Origin of the sequence: Vibrio splendidus 12E03 (assembly GCF_000272105.2) — a bacterium.
GTDB classification, from domain to species: Bacteria; Pseudomonadota; Gammaproteobacteria; order Enterobacterales; family Vibrionaceae; genus Vibrio; species Vibrio splendidus_I.
The window spans coordinates 56150-81278 of record NZ_AJZD02000234.1 but is presented as its reverse complement, the minus strand read 5'-3'; the positions used below and the strand labels follow the sequence as shown (position 1 = coordinate 81278).

At 45.4% G+C, this 25129-nt stretch carries 17 protein-coding genes; 10 read left to right on the top strand and 7 right to left on the bottom strand.

Annotation, left to right across the window (positions count from 1 at the left end):
- Positions 1–495: IS110 family transposase (locus A142_RS15550; protein WP_019825833.1), on the top strand; the 495-nt coding region annotated here is incomplete at its 5' end.
- Positions 496–909: 414 nt separating this feature from the next.
- Here A142_RS15550 and A142_RS15545 read toward each other — a convergent pair.
- Complete coding sequence (locus A142_RS15545) at positions 910–1176, bottom strand: DUF1883 domain-containing protein (protein ID WP_019825831.1); 267 nt, start codon at positions 1174–1176, stop codon at positions 910–912.
- Between the two features lie 695 nt (positions 1177–1871).
- On the opposite strand from A142_RS15545, the gene A142_RS15540 reads away from it, so the two are divergent.
- A complete protein-coding gene (locus A142_RS15540; protein ID WP_004413697.1) occupies positions 1872–2294 on the top strand; it encodes a hypothetical protein in 423 nt (140 codons plus the stop codon).
- A gap of 373 nt (positions 2295–2667) precedes the next feature.
- Here the strand turns inward: A142_RS15540 and A142_RS15535 are convergent, their stop codons facing one another.
- Positions 2668–5250 (bottom strand): molybdopterin oxidoreductase family protein, encoded by a 2583-nt coding sequence (locus A142_RS15535; protein WP_019825827.1) that lies wholly within the window; start codon positions 5248–5250, stop codon positions 2668–2670.
- A 473-nt stretch (positions 5251–5723) separates the two neighbouring features.
- Here A142_RS15535 and nirB point away from each other — a divergent pair, with 473 nt between their 5' ends.
- The 5 genes from nirB (at position 5724) to A142_RS15510 (ending at position 13240) form a co-directional block, all read left to right on the top strand.
- Positions 5724–8306 (top strand): nitrite reductase large subunit NirB, encoded by a 2583-nt coding sequence (nirB, locus tag A142_RS15530; RefSeq protein WP_019825825.1) that lies wholly within the window; start codon positions 5724–5726, stop codon positions 8304–8306.
- Positions 8307–8489: 183 nt separating this feature from the next.
- Entirely contained in the window at positions 8490–8834 is a 345-nt protein-coding gene (gene nirD, locus A142_RS15525) for a nitrite reductase small subunit NirD (protein ID WP_017082504.1), read from the top strand.
- A gap of 142 nt (positions 8835–8976) precedes the next feature.
- Complete coding sequence (locus tag A142_RS15520; RefSeq protein WP_019825821.1) at positions 8977–10446, top strand: NarK family nitrate/nitrite MFS transporter; 1470 nt, start codon at positions 8977–8979, stop codon at positions 10444–10446.
- A gap of 142 nt (positions 10447–10588) precedes the next feature.
- Entirely contained in the window at positions 10589–12373 is a 1785-nt protein-coding gene (locus A142_RS15515) for a bifunctional protein-serine/threonine kinase/phosphatase (protein WP_029405680.1), read from the top strand.
- A 240-nt stretch (positions 12374–12613) separates the two neighbouring features.
- Complete coding sequence (locus tag A142_RS15510; protein WP_019825817.1) at positions 12614–13240, top strand: outer membrane beta-barrel protein; 627 nt, start codon at positions 12614–12616, stop codon at positions 13238–13240.
- Between the two features lie 90 nt (positions 13241–13330).
- Here the strand turns inward: A142_RS15510 and A142_RS15505 are convergent, their stop codons facing one another.
- The 3 genes from A142_RS15505 to cra form a co-directional block, all read right to left on the bottom strand.
- On the bottom strand, positions 13331–13810 hold the full coding sequence (locus A142_RS15505; RefSeq protein ID WP_019825815.1) for a hypothetical protein: 480 nt from the start codon (positions 13808–13810) through the stop codon (positions 13331–13333).
- Positions 13811–13825: 15 nt separating this feature from the next.
- Positions 13826–14521 carry a winged helix-turn-helix domain-containing protein gene (locus tag A142_RS15500; protein ID WP_019825813.1) on the bottom strand — a complete coding sequence of 232 codons (696 nt, stop codon included), beginning with the start codon at positions 14519–14521 and terminating at the stop codon, positions 13826–13828.
- A gap of 214 nt (positions 14522–14735) precedes the next feature.
- Positions 14736–15740 carry a catabolite repressor/activator gene (cra, locus tag A142_RS15495; RefSeq protein ID WP_029405679.1) on the bottom strand — a complete coding sequence of 335 codons (1005 nt, stop codon included), beginning with the start codon at positions 15738–15740 and terminating at the stop codon, positions 14736–14738.
- A gap of 374 nt (positions 15741–16114) precedes the next feature.
- Between cra and fruB the strand changes: the two genes are divergently transcribed.
- Genes fruB through fruA form a run of 3 tightly spaced genes read left to right on the top strand, consistent with a single transcriptional unit; the run spans position 16115 to position 19993 of the window.
- Positions 16115–17248: a fused PTS fructose transporter subunit IIA/HPr protein gene (fruB, locus tag A142_RS15490; RefSeq protein ID WP_019825809.1), complete on the top strand. Its 1134-nt coding sequence runs from the start codon at positions 16115–16117 to the stop codon at positions 17246–17248.
- 9 nt (positions 17249–17257) lie between these two features.
- Complete coding sequence (gene pfkB / locus A142_RS15485) at positions 17258–18235, top strand: 1-phosphofructokinase (RefSeq protein ID WP_019825807.1); 978 nt, start codon at positions 17258–17260, stop codon at positions 18233–18235.
- A 15-nt stretch (positions 18236–18250) separates the two neighbouring features.
- The gene (fruA, locus tag A142_RS15480; protein ID WP_019825805.1) at positions 18251–19993 is read left to right on the top strand and encodes a PTS fructose transporter subunit IIBC; all 1743 of its coding nucleotides are present in this window, start codon (positions 18251–18253) and stop codon (positions 19991–19993) included.
- Positions 19994–20158: 165 nt separating this feature from the next.
- Here fruA and A142_RS15475 read toward each other — a convergent pair whose 3' ends face one another.
- A complete protein-coding gene (locus A142_RS15475; RefSeq protein ID WP_019825803.1) occupies positions 20159–20482 on the bottom strand; it encodes a DOPA 4,5-dioxygenase family protein in 324 nt (107 codons plus the stop codon).
- Positions 20483–20625: 143 nt separating this feature from the next.
- Positions 20626–25110: an SslE/AcfD family lipoprotein zinc metalloprotease gene (locus A142_RS15470; RefSeq protein ID WP_019825801.1), complete on the bottom strand. Its 4485-nt coding sequence runs from the start codon at positions 25108–25110 to the stop codon at positions 20626–20628.
- Between the last annotated feature and the right edge of the window lie 19 nt (positions 25111–25129).

The following is a 25129-nucleotide window of genomic DNA, read 5'->3' as shown; positions in this document are numbered from 1 at the left end:
GCAAAAACGGTGGTTGGCGATGCTTATCACCACCTTGACGAACTCAATCAACTTATCGCCGATACTGAACAAGTCTTCGATTCTTTTGCCAAGGTCAGCGCTAATATTCAACGAGTGATGACGGTTCGAGGTATCGGGCCGCAAACTGCAACAGCGATACTCGCTTCGATAGGTAATGGCTCTCAATTTGATAAAAGTCGCGATTTCTCTGCTTGGCTAGGCTTAGTACCAAAGCAATATTCCACAGGAGGGAAACCTCGCTTAGGCCGGATAACTAAACACGGCGACAAATACTTACGAACACTATTAGTTCACGGGGCACGGACCGTGATTGCCAACCTTGGCGACAAGCAAGATAAGTTAAGTCAGTGGTGTCGAGGCGTTCTAGAGCGGAGAGGAATGAACCGAGCGATAGTGGCACTTGCCGCGAAGAACGCACGAATTATATGGTCGCTTTTACACAATCAAACCGAATATGAAAACTATGCTGCTTAAGTAAAAACCTAAGCAGCATAAAGAGTTAAACCCACCGGGTCATTGCAGACGCTAATGATGGAGATAGGTTAAGACCACTTGCGGAGAGCCTGTTAATGCGGCGGACACACTAGATGTCATCTAACGAATAAGGCACCGCAGTCGCGCAAAGTCATCAGGGCCACGACGTATGCGAATCGTCGATAAGTAGGCCGAATGTAGAGCGGCAGTCCAAAACCCATCAAGATAAGTTTAGCGGATGTTTGACAGCCGGGGGAATCCATGTAGCCCTGTTAAGGTGTGAGCAACGCAATACCGATGCTCCCGCATGCCACCTTAATCACTAGACGCAACGCATAGCAAAAATGCCACGCGTTGCGAATCACTCTTAAACAGTTTGTTATAACGCTCTTGCAGCGCAGAACAAGCTGAAAATTAACCTAAAACTCTGACTGCTGAGTTCACGCTGCCACCATACCCCCCTAGGTCTATAGCAATATGCCAACGACCCGAACTAGGTATAGGTAAACGAGTAAGAGATGTAGTGATATGACCGCCGTAATGCTTGTACCCTTGCCCATTTTTGTATCGGCTAAAATTAATGTTATCTAGTAAAAGTACATTAGCTGCATTGCCCCGCAAACTAACTTCGACAGATTGACCTTGCGAAAGGTTTCCTAAATCGTAGTGCTGAAATTTCATTTTGTATCTCCAGTAACTGTTGCAAACAACATGATATGCAACAAGGTTAATTTACTGTCGAGAAAGAAAATTGCCTACTAACTAAGATTTATGGTGTCCACAAAAGAGTTTTGAGAGCATTAAAGTTATAACGCCGCATTAAGGTGTGAGCAACGCTACCACTATACTTAACCATACCACCGTAAACACGAAACCCAACGATGGAATGAAAAATGCCAAGCGTTGGGAATCACTCTTAAATGCCTTGTTATGTTTTACCACAAACGACTGATTTATTTGGCAAAGAACTGCACTTTTGACCGTATTTCAAGAAGTCAGTCACACGCCAAAACTCACTGGGCCGCCAGATGCACCAAACATAAAACGCGTAAGTCCACTTCCCTGCCCAATGAGGCAACCCGACCAACGTTCAACAAGCACCCTCTCTTTCCAACCACAGCGCAGAACAATGTCAAATTGCCGAGGCAACTGCTAAGCCGAGGTGCCAATTGGCAAATACATTCAAAGCGACTTAGAGCCAGCAACATTTAAAACCAACCGCTACGACAAACTTAGGGTAATCAATAAACAGAAGCTTATATAAAAATAATATGTGACACTCCGCCAAAATAAATGCAATTGATATTCATTATCACCTGCACGTACTGTACATTTCGAACTGGGAATGTTCCCAAATAAAAATAATAGGAAGTATCATGAAAACGATAAAATTGCTTGGCCTAATGACATTTATTGCATCATCTGTTGCCTCTGCAAACACAGCCATTACTTTTCCTGGAGAAGGCAGTTCGGTGCCAAATGCACCAGTCACTTTCCCAACGTCTTCAAAAACACCAATCACATTTTACAATGGCTATACCATCAAAGATGGAATTTTCCGTTCAGAAGTAAACACATGTGTTGTTGAAGTCAATAATCCCGAATACGAAGCAAAACTGATTTGGGAAGGAAAAACGCCGAAGCTGCTTATTGTGGGTAACACCGACCCATTCCCATGCCGCGCAGGCTTTACCGAGGCAATGGAAGTCGATCTAACCGCATTTTTGCAAAATATTCCAACGCATATCTTTGAATATTTGGAAGTGGCAAACCGCGTAAATATGCAGCGTAGCTTCTAACTTCCACACGGACGCCTACCAAATCAGCCGCCAGATCTTCGGATCTGGCGATTTGCAAAACATAACAGCTATATTAGACAGAATAATTCTGCATTTTGTCCCTGAAACAATTCTGTCTAGTTTCCAAGACACACTACACTTAGCCCAAAAACTCATTTAATAACATCATCTTACCTACTTTTCTTCGTATCAAACATGACAAAAAGCAGAAATTTTCCATATAGTTTCGGCAAAATGCAGAAAACTCCCTAATGTGTGAGTAAACCGCAGTTCAGGCAATGAAGGTGTTATCTTGGGAATCGTGTTCTCAAACAAAACGCCAACATGATTGTCGGCATTTTTGCTTTAGGTATGGATAAGTGAGAGGTAGTAACTACTTCGCCATGGTACTCAAAAACTCGGCTTCGAACTCTTCATCGGCTTCTCTTGTTAGGCACTCCACCAGCCAGTCGATGCTTTGATGGTCGAGCTTACTGTTCACCACGAAAGCTTGCTTTACGCCAGACTGACCCAGCTTGGCAGAGCCGTAGTTCTTGAATGATTTGTTGCCGTGGTAATGGAGTGATTTGATCGCCTCTGCGTTCGGCTCTGGTAAGGCATCGAGTGTGTTGGCCAGTTGAATCACCAGCTCCATTGGGTTCTTGGATGATGAGATGCGATACAGAAAACCGCCCTCCACTCTTTGGCGCACCCAGTAATCAAAGCCGCTGCAATCCATCACCTTGTCACTGACCAATGCGGCTTCGCTGCGATAGCCACACGGTTCAACCACCACTGGGGTGTGTTTAAACTCTGGCTGGCCAGATGCAGCATCGGTATGAGGCAAGATCAAGTCACACGGTTTGCTGTCTTTGGCGGTCGTTGCGTTCCAGTGGATAGGCATGAAGACTTGTTCGCGGCGCATCTCTTTGGTCACCACTAAGCGCGCTTGGCACTCACCTTGTGCGCTGCGCACTTTCACCACCGGATTAATAGTCGCGTGGTTGAAGGCATCTAGCCCGAATTCATCTAAACCAAGCTCTGCAACCGTATCTGGATGCATGGCGACAAAGGGTTCTGGTGTGTGTTCACCTAAACCTGCGGCTAAGCCCGTGCGGCTCATGGTGTGCCATTGGTCTCGGATTCGGCCTGTGTTCATGATTAGGGGGAATTCGACGCTGGTATCAGCAATCGGCTTGTCGTGTTCAACGGCAATAAACTGCGCTTTGCCAGATTCAGTAAAGAACTCGCCATCGGTGAACATGCGCTGTTCAATGATCTCTGGTTGATATTCAAGTACTGGCCACTGTTGTGGAGTGAGTTCGCCATAGCCTTTCTCATCTAGCTGAGTAAGCCCGATTAAGCACAAGTCACGCGTTTTACCTGTTTCATTACCTAAGGCTGTCATCTCGCAATACTCTTTGAAGATCTCACCTTCGTGACGGTAATCAAACTGCTCTTTGAATCCCATCTTTTGCGCGACTTCTTTTAATATCCACCAATCAGGTTTGGCTTCACCAGGACTTGGTAATACGCGGCGTTGGCGTGAGATTCGACGCTCAGAGTTGGTTACAGTGCCCGACTTTTCACTCCACCCTTGCGCGGGCAGCACTACATCGGCCAAGCGTGTGGTTTCCGTATCGGCAATGCAATCCGACACCACCACAAACGGGCACTTCTCTAATGCGGTTTTGATTTTTTCGCTATCTGGCAAACTCACGACAGGGTTAGTTGCCATGATCCACACGGCTTTTATCTTGCCGTCATTCATCGCATCAAATAGGTCGATGGCTTTTAAGCCTGCGTGAGTCGCTAAGCTGTCGGTTTGCCAAAACTCGCTGACGGTTTGGTGTGATTGCGGATCACCAAATTCAAAGTGCGCCGCTAAGGTATTGGCTAAGCCACCCACTTCTCGCCCACCCATGGCATTTGGCTGGCCTGTTACTGAGAAAGGCCCCATGCCCGGTTTACCGATTTTTCCGGTCGCTAAATGGCAATTAATAATGGCGTTTACCTTGTCGCACCCTTGTGTGGATTGGTTAACGCCTTGCGAATAGATGGTGAGCACTTTCTCATTAGAAGCAAACAGCTTGTAGAACTGTTCTAGTTGTTGCTCTGTAAGCCCTGTTAGTTCGGGAACGCTTTTGTCGCCCCAGCCTGACTCGGTATAACGGTAATGAGTTGCGGATCGAATGGCTTCCGTAAAACCTTGGGTGTTGTGTTCAATGTAGTCAGTGTCGAGTTGGTCGTTGTCATCTAAGTAGGCTAGCAAACCATTGAACAGTGCGACATCTGAGCCTGACTCCAACGCCAAGTGCATGTCAGCAATTTCACAGGTGTCGGTATAACGCGGGTCGATGACGATCACTTTCAATTCAGGGTTGGCTTGTTTTGCGGCTCTTAACCTTTGGAAAAGTACCGGGTGACACCATGCTAGGTTGGAGCCTGTAATCACGACTAGATCGGCTTGCTCGAGATCTTCATAACAAACAGGTACTGTGTCTGCGCCAAATGCACGCTTATGCCCGACCACGGTTGAAGCCATACATAGCCTAGAGTTACTGTCGATGTTGCCACTACCAATGAAGCCTTTCATCAGTTTATTGGCAACGTAATAGTCTTCGGTAAGCAGCTGACCAGACACATAGAACGCAACCGAATCGGCCCCATATTCTTCGATGGTTTGATTGAATTTGTCTGCGACCAACTGAGTGGCACTGTTCCAATCCAGCTCTTGTTTTTGCTCATTCTGAATATGAGCAGGCTGTGTAAGACGACCTAAAGGCGTGACGGTGTCACCGAGGGCAGTTCCTTTAGTACACAGCTTTCCGTAATTAGATGGATGATCTTTATCACCACGCACTTCTAGTTTTCCTAGCGATGTCGGTCTCGCTTCTATTCCACACCCTACACCACAATAAGCACAGGTTGATTTTATCCAGCCGCTGTTTGAATCGGTCATCCGTTTCTCGCTCAATTATCCATAATTGTAATAATTCAAACCAAGCAAATAACACGCCACTTCATAGCAATCAACAAGCGAGAAATATTTACCAATAAAAACAAAAGTTTAATAAAAGAAAACCTATCAGAAATGATCAAAATAGAAATTAACCACGATAGAAACTTAATTTTTGCACCATCTTGCAGAAAGTTGCACCACAAATGCTCATTTATATAAATCTAACAAAAAATTTACATACCACTTTAGGGGTAATCGCGTGCCACCAGCATTTTTTAAGGCATTGAAAAAAATGAATTAATTTTTATTTAAATGAACAAACCGTAATCTGGCACCCTCCTTGCTCAACTAAAAACCAAGAGTTAGAAAAAACATTTTTTGTTTTTCTTGATGATTATGAATTGAGTGGAATCTCAACCCGGTATTCATTTACTAACTACTAGAAATTAGATGCTAGTGATGATAACGCCGAGAATAAGGAATGGATTATGAGCAAGAAGAAAATCGTCGTTGTTGGTAACGGCATGGTTGGACACAAATTTATCGACAACATCCTGCAATCAGACAGTGATGAATTTGATGTGACTACTTTTAGTGAAGAGCCAAGGTTAGCGTACGACCGTGTTCAACTGACGGCTTACTTTAATGGTAAAAGTGCTGATGACCTGTCATTAACCAGTGAAGAGTATTACCAAAGTAACGGCGTGAACTACTTGTTGAACCAGAAGGTTGCCAAGCTAGACACTGCCAATCAACAAGTCATCACTGAAAGTGGCCACGTTGAAAGTTACGACAAGCTAATCTTGGCGACGGGCTCTTTCCCTTTTGTTCCCCCTATTCCCGGTAACGACCAAGAACACTGTCACGTTTATCGTACTATTGAAGACTTAGACGCAATTGAACTATCAAGCAAAGGTAGCAAGTCTGGCGTGGTGATTGGTGGTGGTCTGCTTGGCTTAGAAGCCGCAAACGCAGTCAAAAACCTTGGCTTAGAAACCCATGTGGTTGAATTTGCGCCTCGCCTGATGGCGGTTCAATTAGATGACGGTGGCGGTGCCCTACTGCGCAGAAAGATTGAAGACCTTGGTGTGCAAGTTCATACCCAGAAAGCGACCTCTGAAATAGTCGACGGTGAAAACGCTCGCTACCGCATGAACTTCGCCGATGGCACCCATTTAGAAACCGATATGATCGTATTCTCTGCGGGTATTCGCCCTCAAGATGCCCTAGCTCGCAGCTCTGATATCGCCATTGGTGAACGTGGCGGCATCGTGATTAACGATCACTGCCAAACCAACATCGACAACGTGTATGCGATTGGTGAATGTGCGCTTTGGGACAACAAGATCTTCGGCTTAGTCGCCCCTGGCTATTCGATGGCGAAAATCGCGGCTGCGCATATCTTATCGGACGGAACGAGTGACGCTGCATTCACTGGCGCAGACATGAGCACCAAACTCAAACTGCTTGGCGTCGATGTTGCCAGTATTGGTGAAGTACACGGCAAGACGGAAGGCGCTCAATCGTATACCTATAACGATGAAATCGAACAAGTGTATAAGCGCCTAATCATCTCAGCTGACGGCACAAAGATTGTCGGTGCGGTATTGGTCGGTGATGCAGAAGCCTATGGCTCGCTACTGCAAATCAAGCAAAACGATATGCCCCTTCCTGAAAACCCATCAGTGTTGATTTTGCCTAATGTGGCCGATGATTCAGGCTCTGCAATGGGTGTTGAAGCTCTGCCTGATAGCGCTGTGATTTGTTCATGTTTTGATGTGACTAAAGGCGACATTAAAGACGCGGTATCTGCTGGCTGCACCACGATGGCTGCACTGAAAGAAACCACCAATGCTTCAACAGGTTGTGGTGGTTGTTCTGCCCTTGCGAAACAGGTTCTCGATAGTGAGCTGAGTAACTTGGGTGTCGAGGTATCTAATGATATCTGTGAGCACTTTGCTTATTCTCGTCAAGAGCTTACCGACATCATTCGCGTCAACAAGATTAAGACATTTGATGAATTGTTAGATTCTCACGGAAACGGATTGGGCTGTACCGTGTGCAAGCCAGCAGTCGGTTCAATTTTAGCTTCGTACTGGAACGATTACATCCTCGAAGATCAACACATCGAACTGCAAGACACCAACGACATTTACCTCGGCAACATGCAAAAAGACGGCACCTACTCTGTGGTTCCGCGTATTGCGGGCGGTGAAATCACACCCGATAGACTAATCGTGCTTGGTGAAGTCGCTAAAGAATTCGACCTTTACACCAAGATCACCGGTGGTCAGCGTGTCGATTTGTTTGGCGCACAGCTTAACGAACTGCCTATCATCTGGAAAAAGCTGATTGATGCAGGTTTTGAAACGGGCCACGCCTACGGTAAATCGGTTCGTACCGTGAAATCGTGTGTCGGTAGCACATGGTGTCGATACGGTGTCGACGACAGTGTTGGCTTAGCGATTCGTCTTGAGAACCGCTACAAAGGCCTGCGTTCACCACACAAGATCAAGTTTGCGGTTTCAGGCTGTACTCGTGAATGTGCCGAAGCGCAATCCAAAGACATTGGTGTTATCGCCACCGACAAAGGTTGGAACTTATACATCTGTGGTAACGGCGGTATGCGCCCTCGCCATGCTGACCTATTCGCCACTGATTTAGACGAAACCACACTCCTTAAATACATCGACCGCGTTTTGATGTTCTACACACGTACCGCAGACCGCCTACAGCGTACATCGGTATGGATGGAGAACCTTGAAGGCGGCATTGAATACCTCAAACAAGTCGTGATTGAAGACAAGCTCAATGTAGCTGAAGAGCTCGAAGCGGACATCGCACTCAACATCGAGAAGTACCAGTGTGAGTGGAAAACCACCATCGAAAACCCTGAAAAGATGAAGCGCTTCCAGCACTACATCAACAGCGAAGAGATGGACACTAGCCTTTCATTCATCAAAGAACGAGAGCAGCGTTTTCCTAAACCAAACATTAGCGCGTCTTTAGATTCGCAACGCGATGAAAAGCTAACCAAGGCTGACCAAATAGAAGTGACTGAGGTTTCGTAACCGTTAAGAGAACAGAGTGAGACAAAACGTTCGACATAAAACGCAAGGAAGTGACTGGCATGCTCAGCAAGTCACTTCCCCGCTAACTCCAATAGAGACAGTAACGGCAACTCGAAAAACCAAGAATTTTAACAAGTTAGTACACAAATAATTAAAGACTCAATTTTAGACTAGGAGAAAGTCATGGAAAATTGGACAACCGTATGTAGCACCCGGGACTTAACCCCAAATGGTGGAATTTGCGCCAAAGTAGACGATAACCAAGTGGCTATTTTTTACTGCAAGCGCAGCGACACGCTTTATGGACTCTCTAATTACGACCCTATCGGCAAGGCGAATGTTATGTCACGTGGTATAATTGGTTCATTAAGCGGTGAGCCTTACGTAGCCTCGCCCTTATACAAGCAGCATTACCACTTAGAAACTGGCGCGTGCCTTGAACAACCAGACCTCAAGCTCGTGAAATTTGAAGTTCGCAAGCAAGGAGAGCAAGTACAGGTTCTCGCACCACTTGCTATCGCCAGTTAACTAAAACGCCGACACCATCATGCAAACGCTTATTGGCGTGCGCAATTTCGGCACAAGGTTTATGCACATTAAAGCGTTCGAAGTTCGGAAGTAACGCAGATGCACAAACCGGGTAATTTTCCAGATTTAAAGGATTTAAACCATGGATAACACTAAATTTTCGCTGCTTTCATTTACGGGTAAGATGAAGGTCTTACACCTAAGCTGGATGGCCTTTTTCATTACCTTTGTTGTGTGGTTCAACTTTGCCCCACTACTGCAAATGGTAAAAACTACGCTTGGTCTTTCTACTGAAGAGATCAAAACCCTCCTGATCCTCAACGTTGCATTGACCATTCCGGCACGTGTCGCCATAGGCATGCTAACCGATAGATACGGCCCTAGGTTGGTCTACTCTTCGCTACTCGCGGTCTGTTCGATCCCTTGTTTCATGTTTGCTCTGGCAGACTCTTTCATTCAAGCGGCCATCGCTCGTTTCCTACTGGGCTTCATTGGTGCAGGTTTCGTTGTCGGTATTCGTCTTGTGTCTGAATGGTTTCCACACAACGAACTGGGTACAGCAGAAGGTATTTACGGCGGCTGGGGTAACTTCGGTTCAGCGGCAGCAGCGTTCACACTTCCAACCCTCGCTCTAGCGTTTGGTGGTGAAGACGGCTGGCGTTATGCGGTTGGTATTACTGGCGTAATGAGCTTAGCGTTCTCGTTTATCTTCTACAAAAACGTGTCAGATACACCAAAAGGTTCTACTTACTTCAAGCCTGCTCAAGTAACAGCAATGGAAGTGACATCAAAGGGTGACTTTTTCTTCCTACTTATTATGAAGATCCCTATGTATGCCGCTTTAGCGCTACTGACTTGGAAGCTATCACCAAGCAATATCAACATGCTTTCTGACATGGCCGTCTACTCTGTATATGCAGGTTTAGCTGCGCTTTACGTGTACGAAGTGTCGCAAGTTTGGAAAGTGAACAAGAACGTATTTAAAGAAGAAGTGCCAGAGATTCACCAGTACAAGTTCAAGCAAGTAGCGGTACTTAACGTACTGTACTTCGCGACATTTGGTTCTGAATTGGCTGTTGTTTCTATGTTGCCACTGTTCTTCTCTGAAACCTTTGAATTAACACCGGTTCTTGCAGGCATGGTTGCATCGGCTTATGCCTTTATGAACCTAATGTCTCGCCCAGGTGGTGGTTGGATTTCAGATAAATTCGGTCGTAAACCAACACTGCTTATTCTAACGATTGGTCTTGCTGTGGGTTACTTTGCAATGGGTCAGGTAGACAGTACATGGCCAGTATGGCTAGCGGTTGTTGCTGCAATGGCGTGTTCTTTCTTCGTGCAAGCGGGTGAAGGTGCAGTATTTGCGACAGTACCTCTTATCAAACGCCGTATGACAGGCCAGATTGCTGGCATGACGGGTGCTTATGGTAACGTGGGTGCGGTGGTTTACCTAACGGTACTTTCATTCGTAAGTTACCAGACTTTCTTCCTTGTGATTGCTGCAACGGCGGTTCTTGGCTTTGTTACTCTGATGTTCATGGAAGAGCCCAACGGTCAGATCGCTGAAGTGAACGACGATGGTAGCGTGACACTAATCAACGTATCTAGCTAACCACTCATTGAATCGGGAGGAGTAACCGGGCTGCGACACTTGGTTACTTCGTTCAAAGGCTCTGCATTCGCTAGAGCTTTTGTTCTTTCTCAGATGTGCTCTCAAGCAGATGAGAAAACGGCAGTTAAGAAGAAGAACAGTTATGACAATTTCATTCAGCCAAGGGCAAGTCGTCACGCCGGAATCAAACAACCAACTCACACTCAAGTTTGGTGGTTATTCGAATAAAGGCATACGTGATGAAAACCAAGACGCCATCATTGTAAAATATCCGAAGACTCGTGCAGAACAAGAACTAAAAGGCAGTGTTGCCTGCATAGCCGACGGAGCCAGTTGCAGTGAACACGGTCAGAAAGCCAGTCACACCAGTGTGATGCAGTTTATTGACGACTATTACGCGACCCCACAAAGCTGGAGCATTCAGCGTTCGGCGCAAAAAGTTCTAACCTCACTCAATTCTTGGCTCTTCAACACCTCTGTTTCTAATATTCATTCCGCACAACAAGTTAACCACAATGCCTTAGTTTCGACTTTCAGCTGTGTGATATTGAAATCGAACACCGCTCATCTATTCCATGTGGGTGACAGCCGCATTTACTTGCTAAGAGATGGAGAATTACGCCAACTGACCCGTGACCACACTCGTAAAAATATGGGACAGAAGCATTATCTTACACGCGCCTTAGGCATGGATAACCAACTCAACGTTGACTATCAAACCCTACCTATCAAGAAAAACGACTGCTTTATACTGACATCTGATGGCGTGCACGAGTTTGTTTCTCCCAACACCTTCAAGGAACACATCGACAAACCCGGAGCGGATTTCGAATACGCCGCACAAAGCATCTGTAACACCGCTTTAAGCCACAATAGCTCAGACAACGTCAGCTGCTTGATTGTGCAAGTCAGCCATCTGCCTAAGCCTTCGCTGATTGAATTCCATGAGAAGCTAGCTAAACGTGCCATCCCACCCGCTTTAAAACTCGGGCAAAGTATCGACAACTTCATGGTACTTGAGGTGTTGTATGCAGGTTCAAGAAGCCATGTGTATCGTGTGATGCAGAAAGAGACACAAACCGAGTTCGTGCTGAAAGTCCCTTCTGTTCAATATCACGATAGCCCTTCTCAACTCAGAGCTTTCTTTAATGAACAATGGGCGGGGATCTTGTTAAAAAATAAGAGGGTAATGAAGGTTTACCCGACGCCAGAGAACTCGCAATTCTTATACCAAATCTGCGAATGGGTAGAAGGCATCACCCTAAGACAATGGATGTACGACAATCCAAAACCGTCACTCAATGAAGTGCGCGACATACTAGAAAAGATCACTCAAGGCATCCGAGTATTACAACGTGCAGACATGGTGCACCGAGACTTAAAGCCCGAGAACATCATGATTCAACGTGATGGTGAGGTAAAAATCATCGACCTTGGTGCGGTATTAGTGAGAGGCCTTGAAGAGGGAGAGCTCACCGACAAAGACGACACTCCATTAGGCGCGGTCAATTACATTGCACCCGAGACCATCAAGCACAACAGCGCGACCACCAGCTCGGATCTTTTCTCTATCGCTGTGATCGGCTATGAGATGCTAACAGGTGCATTGCCCTACTCTGAAATGACGGCACAATCGCTTAAACAATCACGCCATCATCAATGGGAATACCAACCGCTGACACAAAAGCGAACGGATCTACCGGCTTGGATTGATTTGGTTTTACAAAAGGCGTGTGCAGAATCCCCGACCGAGCGATATCCGGTTTTGGGCGATTTTGTGGCAGACCTTTACACACCCAACCAAAATCTGATGAAACACAAAGCCAAGCAACCATTGATAAACCGCCATCCCATTCAGTTTTGGAAGCTGTTGGCCCTACTTTTAGGCTTAGTAGCGCTGGTTGAGTTTGGAATCTTGATTCAGTAGCCATGTCCATCGACAATTCATAAAAAAGAGCGAAAAATTAAAAGCTAAATATTTCAGCATCTTATCCAACTAAAAAAGCTAAAGATTTATCAAGATAAGCACTTTAGCTTTTTTCTGTCCTATTCCGCACAATTCGCTTCTCCTTTCCTACCCGAGCCTCTAACTTGAGCATCAATTCACCAAGACGTGAAAAACAATAACAACATAGTTAACTCTCAGCCTTTTTAATAGGAACCAATGATGCTTAATAAAACAACACCACTTTTTGCTTTTGCTATTCTAACCACAGCGACAACGTTCAACGCTAACGCCGCTACGAACTATGAACCGTTTATCGGTATTGATGTTGGTACACGTTTAAGTGGGCAAATGGAATCAGAGTCCACGTTTTACGGGACTAAAGGTAAAGCCGACTTATCTTCATCAATGGTATTTGGCGTCGAAGGCGGTATGACAATCAACCAGACTCATCAAATTAGTATTGGTTATGATTACCGCGGTACCAGTGTCGAAAATAATGAAAATAACGATGATGAACTTGAAGTAGGCACCCTATTTACTAAATACAACTACATCGTGCCTATTACACAAAAACTCGCTTGGACAGTGGGCGGCAAACTTGGTTATGAGATGTTCAACTCAGAAGCAGAATATGATGTAGATGATCTAAATGGAATCGTCCTTGGTGTTCAAACAGGACTCGACTACCGCTTTCATGCTTGGAGCATAGGTACCGAAGTAAACTACGTTTACCACACCAATGAACTTGAAGCCAAATGGACTGAAGAAGACGGTAAGACCTACAAAAACACCCAAAAGGTGGGTGATGAGTGGTTACTAATGGCGAACGTAAAATACCACTTTTAACACAGATAGAATTGATTCCCTTTATCTCCCGGTCAGCCGGGAGATATCATTGTTTTGGGCTTTATCTTTACTGAAGTAGTCTATAGCTTGCTATTGCCGAACTCGGCTTAACATCAAGTAGTTCCGCTCTCTCGAAATGACATCGACTCCTTGACCATGATAAATCAATTCGTTTTTCGACGTACCCGACAGGAACATTGTGGTATAGCTCGCTGCTTGGTAACCATCTAATACCTCAGTGGTTTGAATGGCTTCAGTATTGTAAGAAAACTCAAATTCGCCATCGAAAGATTTGGTTATTTTGCCGTCCACTGAGAACAGTGCGACGCCTTCTAAACCATCCCCTTCTATCGATATCGTTGACTCTATATGGCTTCGATACAAATCAACTTCAATTCTTTCTCTCCAAACATGCATATCATCAGAATATTGTTGTACCTCAGTAATGTACCTACCATTAAGCAAAAGCTTTTTACTGAGCACGTAAAGTGACGCGCCATAAAGAGCAACGGAAGCAATCAGAAGAGCGAGCCAAGGTTTTAAACTAGATTTTAAGCTAAGTTTTATCAAACTAGATTCATCAGGCTATTCATCATTGAACAACCCCTCCTTTATTTCTGGCAGAGCCTCAATTTCAAAAAAGTAGTTCTCGCTATGATGACGCTTTTTGTCATAAACAGAGAGATTGTAGAGCCCCGCTTTTTCACCAATGAAATAAAAACAATCACATTCGAAGCGTTGAATCACCGCCTCAAGGTCAGGCGAAATAATCATGTCTTTGCGTTTCAACAGTTCATGAGAACCGATATCCACCACTTCATAATCTTCGTGTAAATAAGGCATTAAGTGAGTGTTCGTCACCCGTAAGAAGTTCAAGCAAGATAAGACAATGAACACAATAGAAACTGACGCCAACAGTATCTTTGCTAGTTTAGTCGCGTTGAAACGTCGAGCACCTGATGGTTTTGTTTCGAGGGAGGCTTGATCGCAATACAGCATGTAGCCGACACCTGCAATCGTGCGTAACTCAACGGATTCAGACATAGCGATGGCAAGTCTAAGCTTTTGTACTGACTTTTGGAGAGAGGAATCCGTGACGATGGTTTCAGGCCATCCCGCTTGCTTTAGCGTCTCTTTACTCAGGACTTGGTTTGAACTGTCTAAGAACGCTTTAAACAAAAGACATTCATTGTAATTCAATGCCCGTTCTGCACGATCTTTTGTGATGGTCATCTTTTCGATATCGAAAACCAAATCACCACAAGAGTACTGCTTATCCACTTTGAGCTTTCCCACCAAGATGTTAGCTAAATGACTGTTTATTGTAGTTGAAAAGTGACGAATGGACATTAGGTTAAGTGCACTGATCAGACCAAGACATATGCATTCCCGAAACTGATCCATCCCACATGCAACTGATAACTATCACCCATAAAAAAAAGCCTCAGTACCTTAAAAGTCACTGAGGCTCTCTTAAACTTGAATCGTCGGCGCGTTAAGTGCGTCTCACTAAGCTTCTCGGCACTAGTTCAATGCCAGCTTGGTAACGTTTAGCCGACGCATTCAAAGCAAGTGCAAAGGCGCTGTCTGCAATCACTTCGAATTGCTGTGGCAGTGAGTGGACTTTAAAAGGTAAGAAATCCAATAAACGATTATCACCAAAGGTTGCTAGCTTTACTTGGCTGATCAGCTCTGGCTTTTCGACCATCACATCCAGCACACCTTCTAATAAGGTGTAAGACATAGTGACAATCGCATCGGGTACTGTGTCTTTGGCAATCCACTCTTCAAAAACCTCGCGCCCTGATTCTCTATCAAAGTGTTCTCCATAACCCACAACCATCGGCTTGTTGTTTGTTAATCCTGTTTGTTGAGTATGCGCTTTATTCGCCGCTTCAAAACCCAACTGACGTTCACGCGAAATGTTTAGGTCAGGTAACGCGCCGATTAAACCAACACTGTGAATGTTGTCATCGAGAATTGAATGCGTCAGTTCAAAGGCGGCTTCGAAATCTTCACTGATCACGCAGGCAAAATGTTCATCGTCTAACGGACGGTCAATCGCAATCACAGGCGTTCCCGAGTTTTGCAACTTCAAGTAAAACTCGTTAGCGTCTGGCATAGAACTCGCCACCAGCAAAGCATCAATACGACGGCTCACCAACGCTTCCGCTACTTTGCGTTCAGTTTCGGCGTCATCATCAGAACAACCAATCAGGATTTGATAGCCCACTTTACGTGAGTTCTGCTCTATCAGTTTTGCCAAGCGCGCGTAACTGCTGTTTTCTAGGTCAGGAATAATCAAACCAAATGAACGGCTATTACCAGCACGCAGCGACGAAGCAGCATGGTCTGGACGGTAGTTATACTCGTCTACCACCGCCATGACTTTCTGCTGAGTCTTTTCACTGATTCTGTATTTCTGCGCCTTGCCGTTGATGACATAACTGGCCGTGGTTTTCGATACTCCAGCCAATTTAGCAATTTCATCAAGTGTCATATGGGTGACCTGTATTTTGTGCGTAGGATCATATAACCAATGATCTGATCCTCGGATTAGTTGAATTATATGCTGAATCGATTCAGTATAAAAGCTGAAAGGATTCAGCAAAATCTGAAAAGTGACTTCAATCATCCTTTTGTATGGATTGAGCGTCATTTGTTGTGATTCAACTTCTCGTTATGAACGAAACTGAAATTACGACACGCAGCAAAACTATTTTGAAAACCAAAATCGGCTTTGCTGAATTTTTTTACACTAAATGCTGAACCGATTCAGCCAAGATAAAACAAAGAGCAAGCAACGGGCAAATATTGCTCTAGACTGAATCGTAGCGATACACAAATTCTCAAGCGATACGCTAAAGAGGCACCATGCTTAAATTATCAAAATCTGACATCACTCTTGGTCAAACGGCCGATGACAAATTCAAAGCAATCCAAAACATTGCTGGCGACCTGACAGCTAAAGGTTTAGTTGACTCTGGTTACGTTGAAGGAATGCTGAACCGTGAAAACCAGAACTCTACGTTCCTAGGTAACGGCATCGCGATTCCTCACGGAACGACGGATACTCGTGACCTAGTGAAAGAGACAGGCGTTGCAGTACACCACTTCCCAGAAGGTATTGATTGGGCAGACGGCAACCGTGTTTACGTAGCAATTGGTATTGCAGCTAAATCTGACGAGCACTTAGGCATTCTTAAGCAACTAACGAAAGTGCTAGCGGCTGACGGCGTTGAAGAGAAATTAAAGCAAGCGAAATCAGAAGACGAAATCATCGCCCTACTTAACGGCGAAGTTCAGCTAGAAGCAGACCTAGACGCTTCTTTAGTTCAGCTACTGTTCCCTGCAAGCGACATGGTTCAAATGTCGGCAGTGGCAGGCGGCCTACTTAAGAACACAGGTTGTACAGACAACGCATTCGTTGCTGACCTAGTAACAAAAACACCGACTCACCTAGGCCAAGGCCTGTGGTTGTTGGGCAGCGATAAAGGCGTAACACGTACTGGCGTATCTTTCGTTTCAACAGCGAACCATTGTGAATACGAAGGCACACCAGTGAAAGCATTGGTAGCATTCGCCGCTTGTAACAGCGCACACCAATCTATTCTGGCAAACCTAAGCAAGATGGTTTTCGAAGGTAAACAGCAACAACTGTTAACTGCTGATGCCGCACAAGTGATTGGCCTTCTAAAAGGTGAAGCGGTTTCTACAGCGTCTCAAGACGATGACAACTGCGCAGTATTCAAAATCAAAAACGCACACGGCCTACACGCTCGTCCAGGTGCAATGTTGGTTGCTGAAGCGAAGAAATTCGAATCAACAATCCGCGTTTCAAACCTAGATGGCGACGGAAAAGAAGTGAACGCGAAGAGTTTGATGAAAGTCATCGCACTTGGCGTTAAACACGGCCACCAGCTTCAGTTTGTTGCTGAAGGTGACGATGCAGCACAAGCACTTGAATCGATAGGTAAAGCTATCGCTTCAGGCCTTGGCGAAGGTTAAGGAGTCGATATGTCTGATAAACAAATCAAAGCCGTTACCGTAACGCTTAACCCTGCTCTAGACCTGACAGGCGCTATCGACGCACTAAATGTAGGTTCAGTTAGCCTAGTAAACAAAGGCTCTCTGCATGCAGCGGGCAAAGGCGTAAACGTCGCAAAAGTTCTTTCAGAGCTTGGCGCGAAAGTGACCGTAACAGGTTTCCTTGGTCGCAATAACGAAGAAGCGTTCTGCCAACTGTTTGAAGAGATGGGCGCAACTGACCGCTTCATCCGTGTTGATGGCGCAACTCGCATTAACGTGAAATTGGTAGAGAATTCAGGCCAAGTAAGCGACATCAACTTCCCAGGTGTTCCTGTTGATGCTGACGCGATTAAAGCGTTCGAAGAAACCCTATTAGAACTTGCTGAAACGCACGATTATTTCGTCATTGCAGGCAGCTTGCCACAAGGTATCTCTCCTGAGCTTTGCGCTTCTTGGGTTCAACGCTTACACGATTTAGGTAAGAAGGTGCTATTTGACAGCAGCCGTGACGCACTTAAAGCCGGTATCAATGCACAACCTTGGTTAATTAAGCCAAACGATGAAGAGCTGTCTCAGCTATTCAATGCCGAACTGACAACACGTGACCAATGCCAACACGCAGGCCAAGTTCTGAGTGAAAAAGGCATCGACAACATCGTGGTATCACTTGGCGCAGAAGGCGTGATGTGGCTAAACCAAGGTGAATGGCTACATGCTCAACCGCCGCGTATGCAAGTGGTAAGCACAGTAGGCGCAGGTGACACATTAGTCGCAGGCCTGTGTTGGGGTCACATGCAACAGATGCCAAAACCAGAACTTATTAAATTCGCCACTGCCCTATCTGCTCTAGCAGTTTCACAGGTAGGCGTGGGCATCACCAGCCAACAAGAGCTGGAATCAGTACTACAAAATATCCAATTACAGTCGCTTAGTGCTCCAACTAGCCAGTTAGACACAAGCAAATAGGACAAAAGGTTTATTATGAATATTACCATTATCACAGCTTGCCCTAGTGGCGTAGCAAACAGCATCATCGCCGCAGGCTTGTTAGAGCAAGCGACAAAAGCACTGGGTTGGAACGCCGCTATTGAATGTCAATCAAGCGTGCTACCAGACTCAACCGTATCGCAAGACACTATCGACAGCAGCGACGTTGTGGTTATCGCAGCCAACACAAACGTTGATAAAGCACGCTTTGTCGGTAAGAAAGTGTACCAAGCGGCTATCTCTGAGTGCACAGCGGATGCAAAAGCATTTCTAGAGAAAGCGGTAGCAGAAGCAACAGTACTGGACGCTTCTCAAATTGAAGAATCTATCCAAGTTACTGGTACTTCTCCAGCAACAGGCAGCAAAAAGATCGTAGCGATTACGGCTTGCCCAACTGGCGTTGCACATACCTTTATGGCAGCTGAAGCGCTTGAAGCAGAAGGCAAACGCCTAGGTCACCAAATTAAAGTGGAAACTCGCGGCTCTGTAGGTGCGAAAAACCAACTGACTGACCAAGAAATCGCAGACGCTGATCTTGTTATCATCGCTGCCGATATCGACGTCCCTCTTGATCGTTTTAACGGTAAAGCACTGTACAAAACAACGACAAGTCCTGCTTTGAAGAAAACAAAGCAAGAGATGGAAAAAGCATTCGCAGAAGCTAAACCATACCAACACACAGCTTCTTCTAATTCAGCGCCTGCTGACGAGAAGAAAGGCGTGTACAAGCACCTAATGACAGGTGTATCGCACATGCTTCCTGTGGTTGTTGCGGGTGGTTTGATCATCGCACTCTCTTTCGTATTCGGTATCGAAGCGTTTAAAGAAGAAGGCACACTGGCAGCAGCATTGATGACTATCGGTGGTGGTTCTGCGTTCGCACTGATGATTCCTGTTCTTGCTGGTTTCATTGCATTCTCGATTGCTGACCGTCCGGGTCTGGCTCCAGGTCTAATCGGCGGTATGTTGGCGAGCTCAACAGGCGCAGGTTTCCTTGGTGGTATCGCAGCGGGTTTCATTGCCGGTTACGCAGCGAAATTCATTGCCGACAAGGTTCAACTTCCACAATCCATGGAAGCCCTCAAGCCAATCCTGATCATTCCGTTTATCGCGAGTTTGTTCACTGGTCTTGTGATGGTTTACATCGTGGGTGGCCCTGTTTCTGGCGTGATGAGCGCAATGACGACTTTCCTAAACAACATGGGAACGTCTAACGCGATTCTTCTGGGTGTGATTCTAGGCGCAATGATGTGTTTCGACCTTGGTGGTCCAGTAAACAAAGCAGCTTACACGTTCGGTGTTGGTCTACTGGCTTCGCAAACTTACGCACCAATGGCAGCAATCATGGCAGCAGGTATGGTTCCAGCTCTAGGTATGGGCCTTGCGACTTTCCTAGTGAAAGACAAGTTTGAAGCAGGCGAGCGTGAAGCGGGTAAAGCATCATTCGTTCTTGGTCTATGTTTCATCTCTGAAGGTGCAATCCCATTCGCAGCGAAAGATCCAATGCGTGTTATCCCAGCTTGTATGGCAGGTGGTGCACTAACTGGCGCACTATCAATGATGTTTGGTGCTCAGCTAATGGCTCCACACGGCGGTCTATTCGTACTACTGATTCCTGGTGCTATCTCTCCAGTACTTATGTACCTAGTGGCGATTGCAGCGGGTACAGCTGTAACTGGTTTCGGTTACGCTGCGCTTAAAAAGATGAGCGACTCTAAGGCAACAGCAGAGGCTTAATCCCCCTACTCTGGTTAACGGTTCAGCCCGATAACCAGAGGCTCTTGATAACCGGTTTCTTGGTAAAACGGCTCCCTAAAACAAAGGCTCCTCATTTGAGGAGCCTTTTTATTGTTCATGTATTTTCCGGTCGGAATGAGTTAAGTGCAATATTGGTATATTTGATTAGCTAGTCAGCGTATCTTCAAACACACCTAGCTCACGACCAAGCCAAATCGCACGTACTGTGTGGTCTAGCGTTTCTTCACCGCCTGTTACTGGGTGAATAAGCACCGACATATCGCCGCGCTCTTGATCAAGCCACTCAACAATACCCGACTCTTTGTTTGCAAAGTGAATCTCAAACATCGGCATCTTATGCGGGCCAACCAAACGCTGTATTAGTGGGAAAGTCTCTAACACATCTTTACGTTCTGATAGAATTTTCTGACGCAGTTTTTCTGCTTGCTCTGCAAAGCGCAGAGGGAAATAGATATGACCGTGGTACATGGCACCATCCTTTAGAATTATGATAGGCGCAGTTTAACCTGCTTTTTCGCATAGATCTCTTTTATGGCTGTAAAAACGCCACACTAGAGTGAAGTGTGGCGTTTAATTCAAGCAATAGGCAGTGTAAACAAAGGTTGTCCCTATTAGATAGAGTCGATCTTCAAAGGACTATTCTTTGGCTTCTGCAAGTTTAATTGCTCTACCAAACTACGACCTTTATCGCTGATGCCTCCACTGTAAGACTTTGAACCGTCAGCATTAGTCATGGAGGTTTCACCTACGTTCCAAGCAACAAAGAAGTCACTTAAATCATAGTTCGAAACATAAGAAGCACACACCATCATTAGGTCTCCACCAGAAAGCCCAGTCTCGCTAGCGCTACAATAGTTAGTATTCGAGTCGCCTTCTCTATCACCTCGAGCTTTACGGTGCATAAGTTTGAACATGTTCCAGCCTTCATCTTCACCATACACATCAGATTGGCTTGCGCCGCGTGTATACCAATCATCAATTGCAAAGTTCGATTTTGCCCAGATTTTTAGCTGACCAAACATAACTAATCGTAAACCTGCATCACCATGTGACCACGCATGTTCATTATTAAGCTCTAGCCATTTAGGTGCTTTCTTAATATCCGATTTAATACGATCCATTTCAGGGTTTGCATTGCGCCCCTCTAACTCCTGCATATACAACGCAAGAAGGTTATTGGTCACTTCTGTACTACCAGCCGCAAGGAAAGGAGCTGATGCTAAGTTGTGACCAACTTCATGCCACAACAACCAATCGTTCACAGGGTTGGTTGGAATGTATGTCCGATTTGCGTTAAAACTTGAATTCATCACTGGGTAGCCAGAGTGAGCAGCGCCAATCGAAATCTGCACGTCATTCACAAAACGATGGCGGAACGCATTCAGTTCTGGATAAGTGAACCTACGGTGTAAACCAGTGCTTTGTTTCTCATCACGCCCGTAGAAGTCACTTGCCGCTTCAGCGAATCGATTCATATCTGTTGCGAATTGGTTCAAATCAGCGGATTCTAGATTCCTGATTGGTGTAGTGTAAATAAATGAACCCGTATCGATTTCTGCAATTGGTGCGTCTGCCGATTGAATAGTGTTAATCCACTGTCCCTCTTTCCACCAAGCCGCTTTTAACGCGCCATCAATGCTAAACGAGACTTCACCAAGCTCTTTTACTTTCGGTTGAATGTAAATAAGGCCACCATATGGAACCTTGAAAGTTAAGCTCGAACCATTGTAGTCAAAGCTGGTTTGCATACGTGGAGGGCGTTTCAAACTCGTTTCGTGATTCGGCTTACCTGTAAGATCATCCGCGATCATCACAGTAATCGTAGCTGCCACGCCATCTTGAATGGTTACTTCTTGTAATTGAGGTGCCCACAGACCTGTCGATTGATTGTTTCCTGCCGAATACGTCACCGCTTTACCGTTGGTCTGAACCATTACCGTACTTGACGAAGATGCCCCCGAAGTTCGACCCGGATACATTGTGGTATCAACAACGATTTCATGATCCCAGAATGAGCGCCCCAACATGATGCGAGTCAGAGGTTTCTCCATGTAATTTAATGGATAGCTAGGATTCAACTGCCCAGATAACTCACCTTCGCCATGAATCATTCCATTAGCGACTAACGACGCTTTTAGGTCAACAGGACACTGTGCATCAATTGTGTCTGTTTGATGTAAGTCTTCGGTATAACAGTTTAGGAACTGAACAGCCTGCTTGAACCCCAACTCATCTTGTATATCTGTTTCAAAACGGTATGCGTTGTCATTCCACATCCAAACAGACAGGTTATCAAACGCTTGATTCAATTCGCTGTTAGACAGACGCTTACCTTGAGTGCCCTTCGTGCGATAGTAAATCTCGTGCTCGTAAAGCGCTGTAAAGTTAGAACCCAAGTTCGCTGCTTTCACCATACTGTCGACAACGGTTTTACTCACTTCATAGCGGTCGAAATCGGCTCTATGATAAGCACCACGAACAGTGATGCCGTCTCCAGAACGAGTCTCTATACAGTTAAATTCGTATTCATACTCGTTCTTACAAAGCTTAGTGCCAACGAATGCCGACTGCAGTTCTTTGATCGCCGCTTCACGCTCTTCTGCCGATTCAACAAAAATACGTGCGGATTTGGTCTCCATGACTGGTACGCCAGACTCATCAAGCACTGGTTTCCCTTCAGGGCCTAACTTAGTAACCTCATAAGTCGGGATTTCAAACTTGATTTTGGACTCATCTTTGATCCACTCAACCGTACCATCTTGATTTACCGTGAATGGAGGCTCTCCTTGGTTATCTTGAAAACGCTCAAGAACCACCATTTCCTTTTCGCTCTTCACGTGAAGATTTGGATACGGCGCTTGGCAATAATAAGAGCTACCGCAGAAAGCTTGGTTTGTCGGCGTAACGTTTTCACCACCTAGTGAAACACCAGCGGCATCCGCGAAGCGTCCAATAGGTTCAGGGTTTGTCGTTTGAATCGCATCCATAAATAAGATATTGCCACCGTTATTAACATAGTTGATAAGAGCGGTAATATCGTCTTGGCTTAAGTTCGGGTTATCCAAGTCAGCAACAAACTGATTAGTCATACCATCTTGAACCAACTTAGGGGGATATGCCTGAAGGATCAAAATCGGCGTAGTGCTCATATCTAAACCATCAAAGTCACCTGAACCACGCTTTTCTACTGATGCAAAACCATACTGAGGACTAACAAAAAACGTGTACTGCTTACCCATTGTGGAGTGGTGATAAGCCGAATAAGCTTGGTCAATATTGGTGACTGCATTCATCCCAGCAATAGGCAGACCATTATTGAACCACTCAAACAAGTTCGAGAAAAACAACCTCATGCTGCCTTGGTCATCATGCAGTAGGTTTTCGAACGTCGAAACAGTGCACTGTTGTTTGTTGCTATCGATATGCAATGTTCGATTGGCCCAATAATTTTCTGGGCATGACAGAATACTTGGGTATAAGCCATTACCCATGAACACGACTTTACCTTTGCCTATCTCGCCTGCTGTAACGAATGGAAAACCATAAGTCGCGTTGTCTTCAGAGACTAAAGGAATCGAAGGCATCGAGATGCTTGGGTGTTGTGCGATGTAAGGTTTGCCTTCACGAGTCCAAGCTTGATGCTCTCCAAAAGGAATCTCTCGGTTCTTGTCAGCTCTCGGCATCATCACAGGGAAGGCTCTGTTCGAAATGTTTAGAGCTCGCATTCCACGGGTGTAACCCGTCGCACCATAAAAACTGCCATTGTCGTTAAAAACATGGAATGTCGTTACGTTATGGAATATTTGCTGCAGAGACTCTGTAACATAGTGGCCAGAACCCATAGATAGCATCACAGGTTGGCGCACATAATCCATAAACAGAGGTGTTTGACGTAACTCCTCGTCGATTACAGCCGTTAACCCTTGGCTAAACTGAACAACAAACTCATTAGGAAGTTCATAGTCAGTACCTTCTATTACCCCACCGTTTGGCAGAGTTAGGTTAATCAGTTCGTTAATAACATTCGGGTACTTTGAGAACGTATCCTGAACCTCTTCAGAGATCTCATAATAACTTACATGATCAACCGCATAGCGCTCTAGTAATGACTGGATATTCGCTTTCTCAACCACATTATTGGTCACATCAGACAATTTATAAGCAACCTGATTACCCGTAATGGAGCCAAACTCAAACGTATCAATACCAAAAACGATTCTGTCGCCCCACAGGTACTCAAAGACTCCCTCTTCATCCGTCACGCCCGTCGCGTTAGCCGAAAAGAAACTGATCCCAGAAATCGGCGTACCATTAGCGTCTGTAAGCTTACTGCGAGTTAACACCTTGCCTTCAACACTTGGCTTATAAGCATAGGTAGACTCCGCGTCTGCAGAAACAAAACCAGCGTTAAGGTTATTGTCCGCATTAGGATCAACCGCAGGAACAACTGTTGTGTCTACGTGTGAACTAGGAGCCTTACCTACTTCATCTGTAGACTCTTCTTCTTTCGATGAAAAGTACGCATCGACAGCATCTTGATCATCAAGTTGCGAGAACACACCTTCAATATCAAAAGCATCCAGTTCTTTTAAACAGATAGCACTTTCAGTCTCACAAACATCAATTGATTCGAGTACCTTAGTAACGTTGTCTCCATGTAATTCTGTCAACTCAAATGCCGCATGAAGCGCATCATTTGAAATCGTGCTTTCTGTAACTTCAGGGAAAGGAGCAGTGAAATCACCTAAAGTAAGGTGACCCAAGGTACAACTAAAACTCACGCCTTGTTTAACACTGAACGTTCCGTTTTCAAGATGAACGCCGTCACAGTATACATCTCCAGACACAAACGCCCCACTCGACAACAGTGAACCTATGTAAGTTGTTGGGGGGATAATATCTGTTGGTGGAATAATGTCAGTCGGCGGAAGAATATCCGTTGGTGGAACAATATCTGTCGGTGGAACAATATCCGTTGGTGGAATAATGTCTGTTGGAGGAACCGTATCAGGGCCGTCACTATAGCTTAGTGAATCGTGATTACACCCGGAAAGAGCCGCGGATATGATAGCCAGCGCAATTAAGTTTTTTTTCATTGAGCGAAGTTGATCGTAA

What these genes read in the sequence shown, in the direction of transcription:
- A142_RS15545 (WP_019825831.1), bottom strand. Translation starts at nt 1,176, where the DNA reads ATGAAATTTCAGCACTACGATTTAGGAAACCTTTCGCAAGGTCAATCT.
- A142_RS15540 (WP_004413697.1), top strand. Translation starts at nt 1,872, where the DNA reads ATGAAAACGATAAAATTGCTTGGCCTAATGACATTTATTGCATCATCT.
- nirB (WP_019825825.1), top strand. Translation starts at nt 5,724, where the DNA reads ATGAGCAAGAAGAAAATCGTCGTTGTTGGTAACGGCATGGTTGGACAC.
- nirD (WP_017082504.1), top strand. Translation starts at nt 8,490, where the DNA reads ATGGAAAATTGGACAACCGTATGTAGCACCCGGGACTTAACCCCAAAT.
- A142_RS15520 (WP_019825821.1), top strand. Translation starts at nt 8,977, where the DNA reads ATGGATAACACTAAATTTTCGCTGCTTTCATTTACGGGTAAGATGAAG.
- A142_RS15515 (WP_029405680.1), top strand. Translation starts at nt 10,589, where the DNA reads ATGACAATTTCATTCAGCCAAGGGCAAGTCGTCACGCCGGAATCAAAC.
- A142_RS15510 (WP_019825817.1), top strand. Translation starts at nt 12,614, where the DNA reads ATGCTTAATAAAACAACACCACTTTTTGCTTTTGCTATTCTAACCACA.
- cra (WP_029405679.1), bottom strand. Translation starts at nt 15,740, where the DNA reads ATGACACTTGATGAAATTGCTAAATTGGCTGGAGTATCGAAAACCACG.
- fruB (WP_019825809.1), top strand. Translation starts at nt 16,115, where the DNA reads ATGCTTAAATTATCAAAATCTGACATCACTCTTGGTCAAACGGCCGAT.
- pfkB (WP_019825807.1), top strand. Translation starts at nt 17,258, where the DNA reads ATGTCTGATAAACAAATCAAAGCCGTTACCGTAACGCTTAACCCTGCT.
- fruA (WP_019825805.1), top strand. Translation starts at nt 18,251, where the DNA reads ATGAATATTACCATTATCACAGCTTGCCCTAGTGGCGTAGCAAACAGC.
- A142_RS15475 (WP_019825803.1), bottom strand. Translation starts at nt 20,482, where the DNA reads ATGTACCACGGTCATATCTATTTCCCTCTGCGCTTTGCAGAGCAAGCA.
- A142_RS15470 (WP_019825801.1), bottom strand. Translation starts at nt 25,110, where the DNA reads ATGAAAAAAAACTTAATTGCGCTGGCTATCATATCCGCGGCTCTTTCC.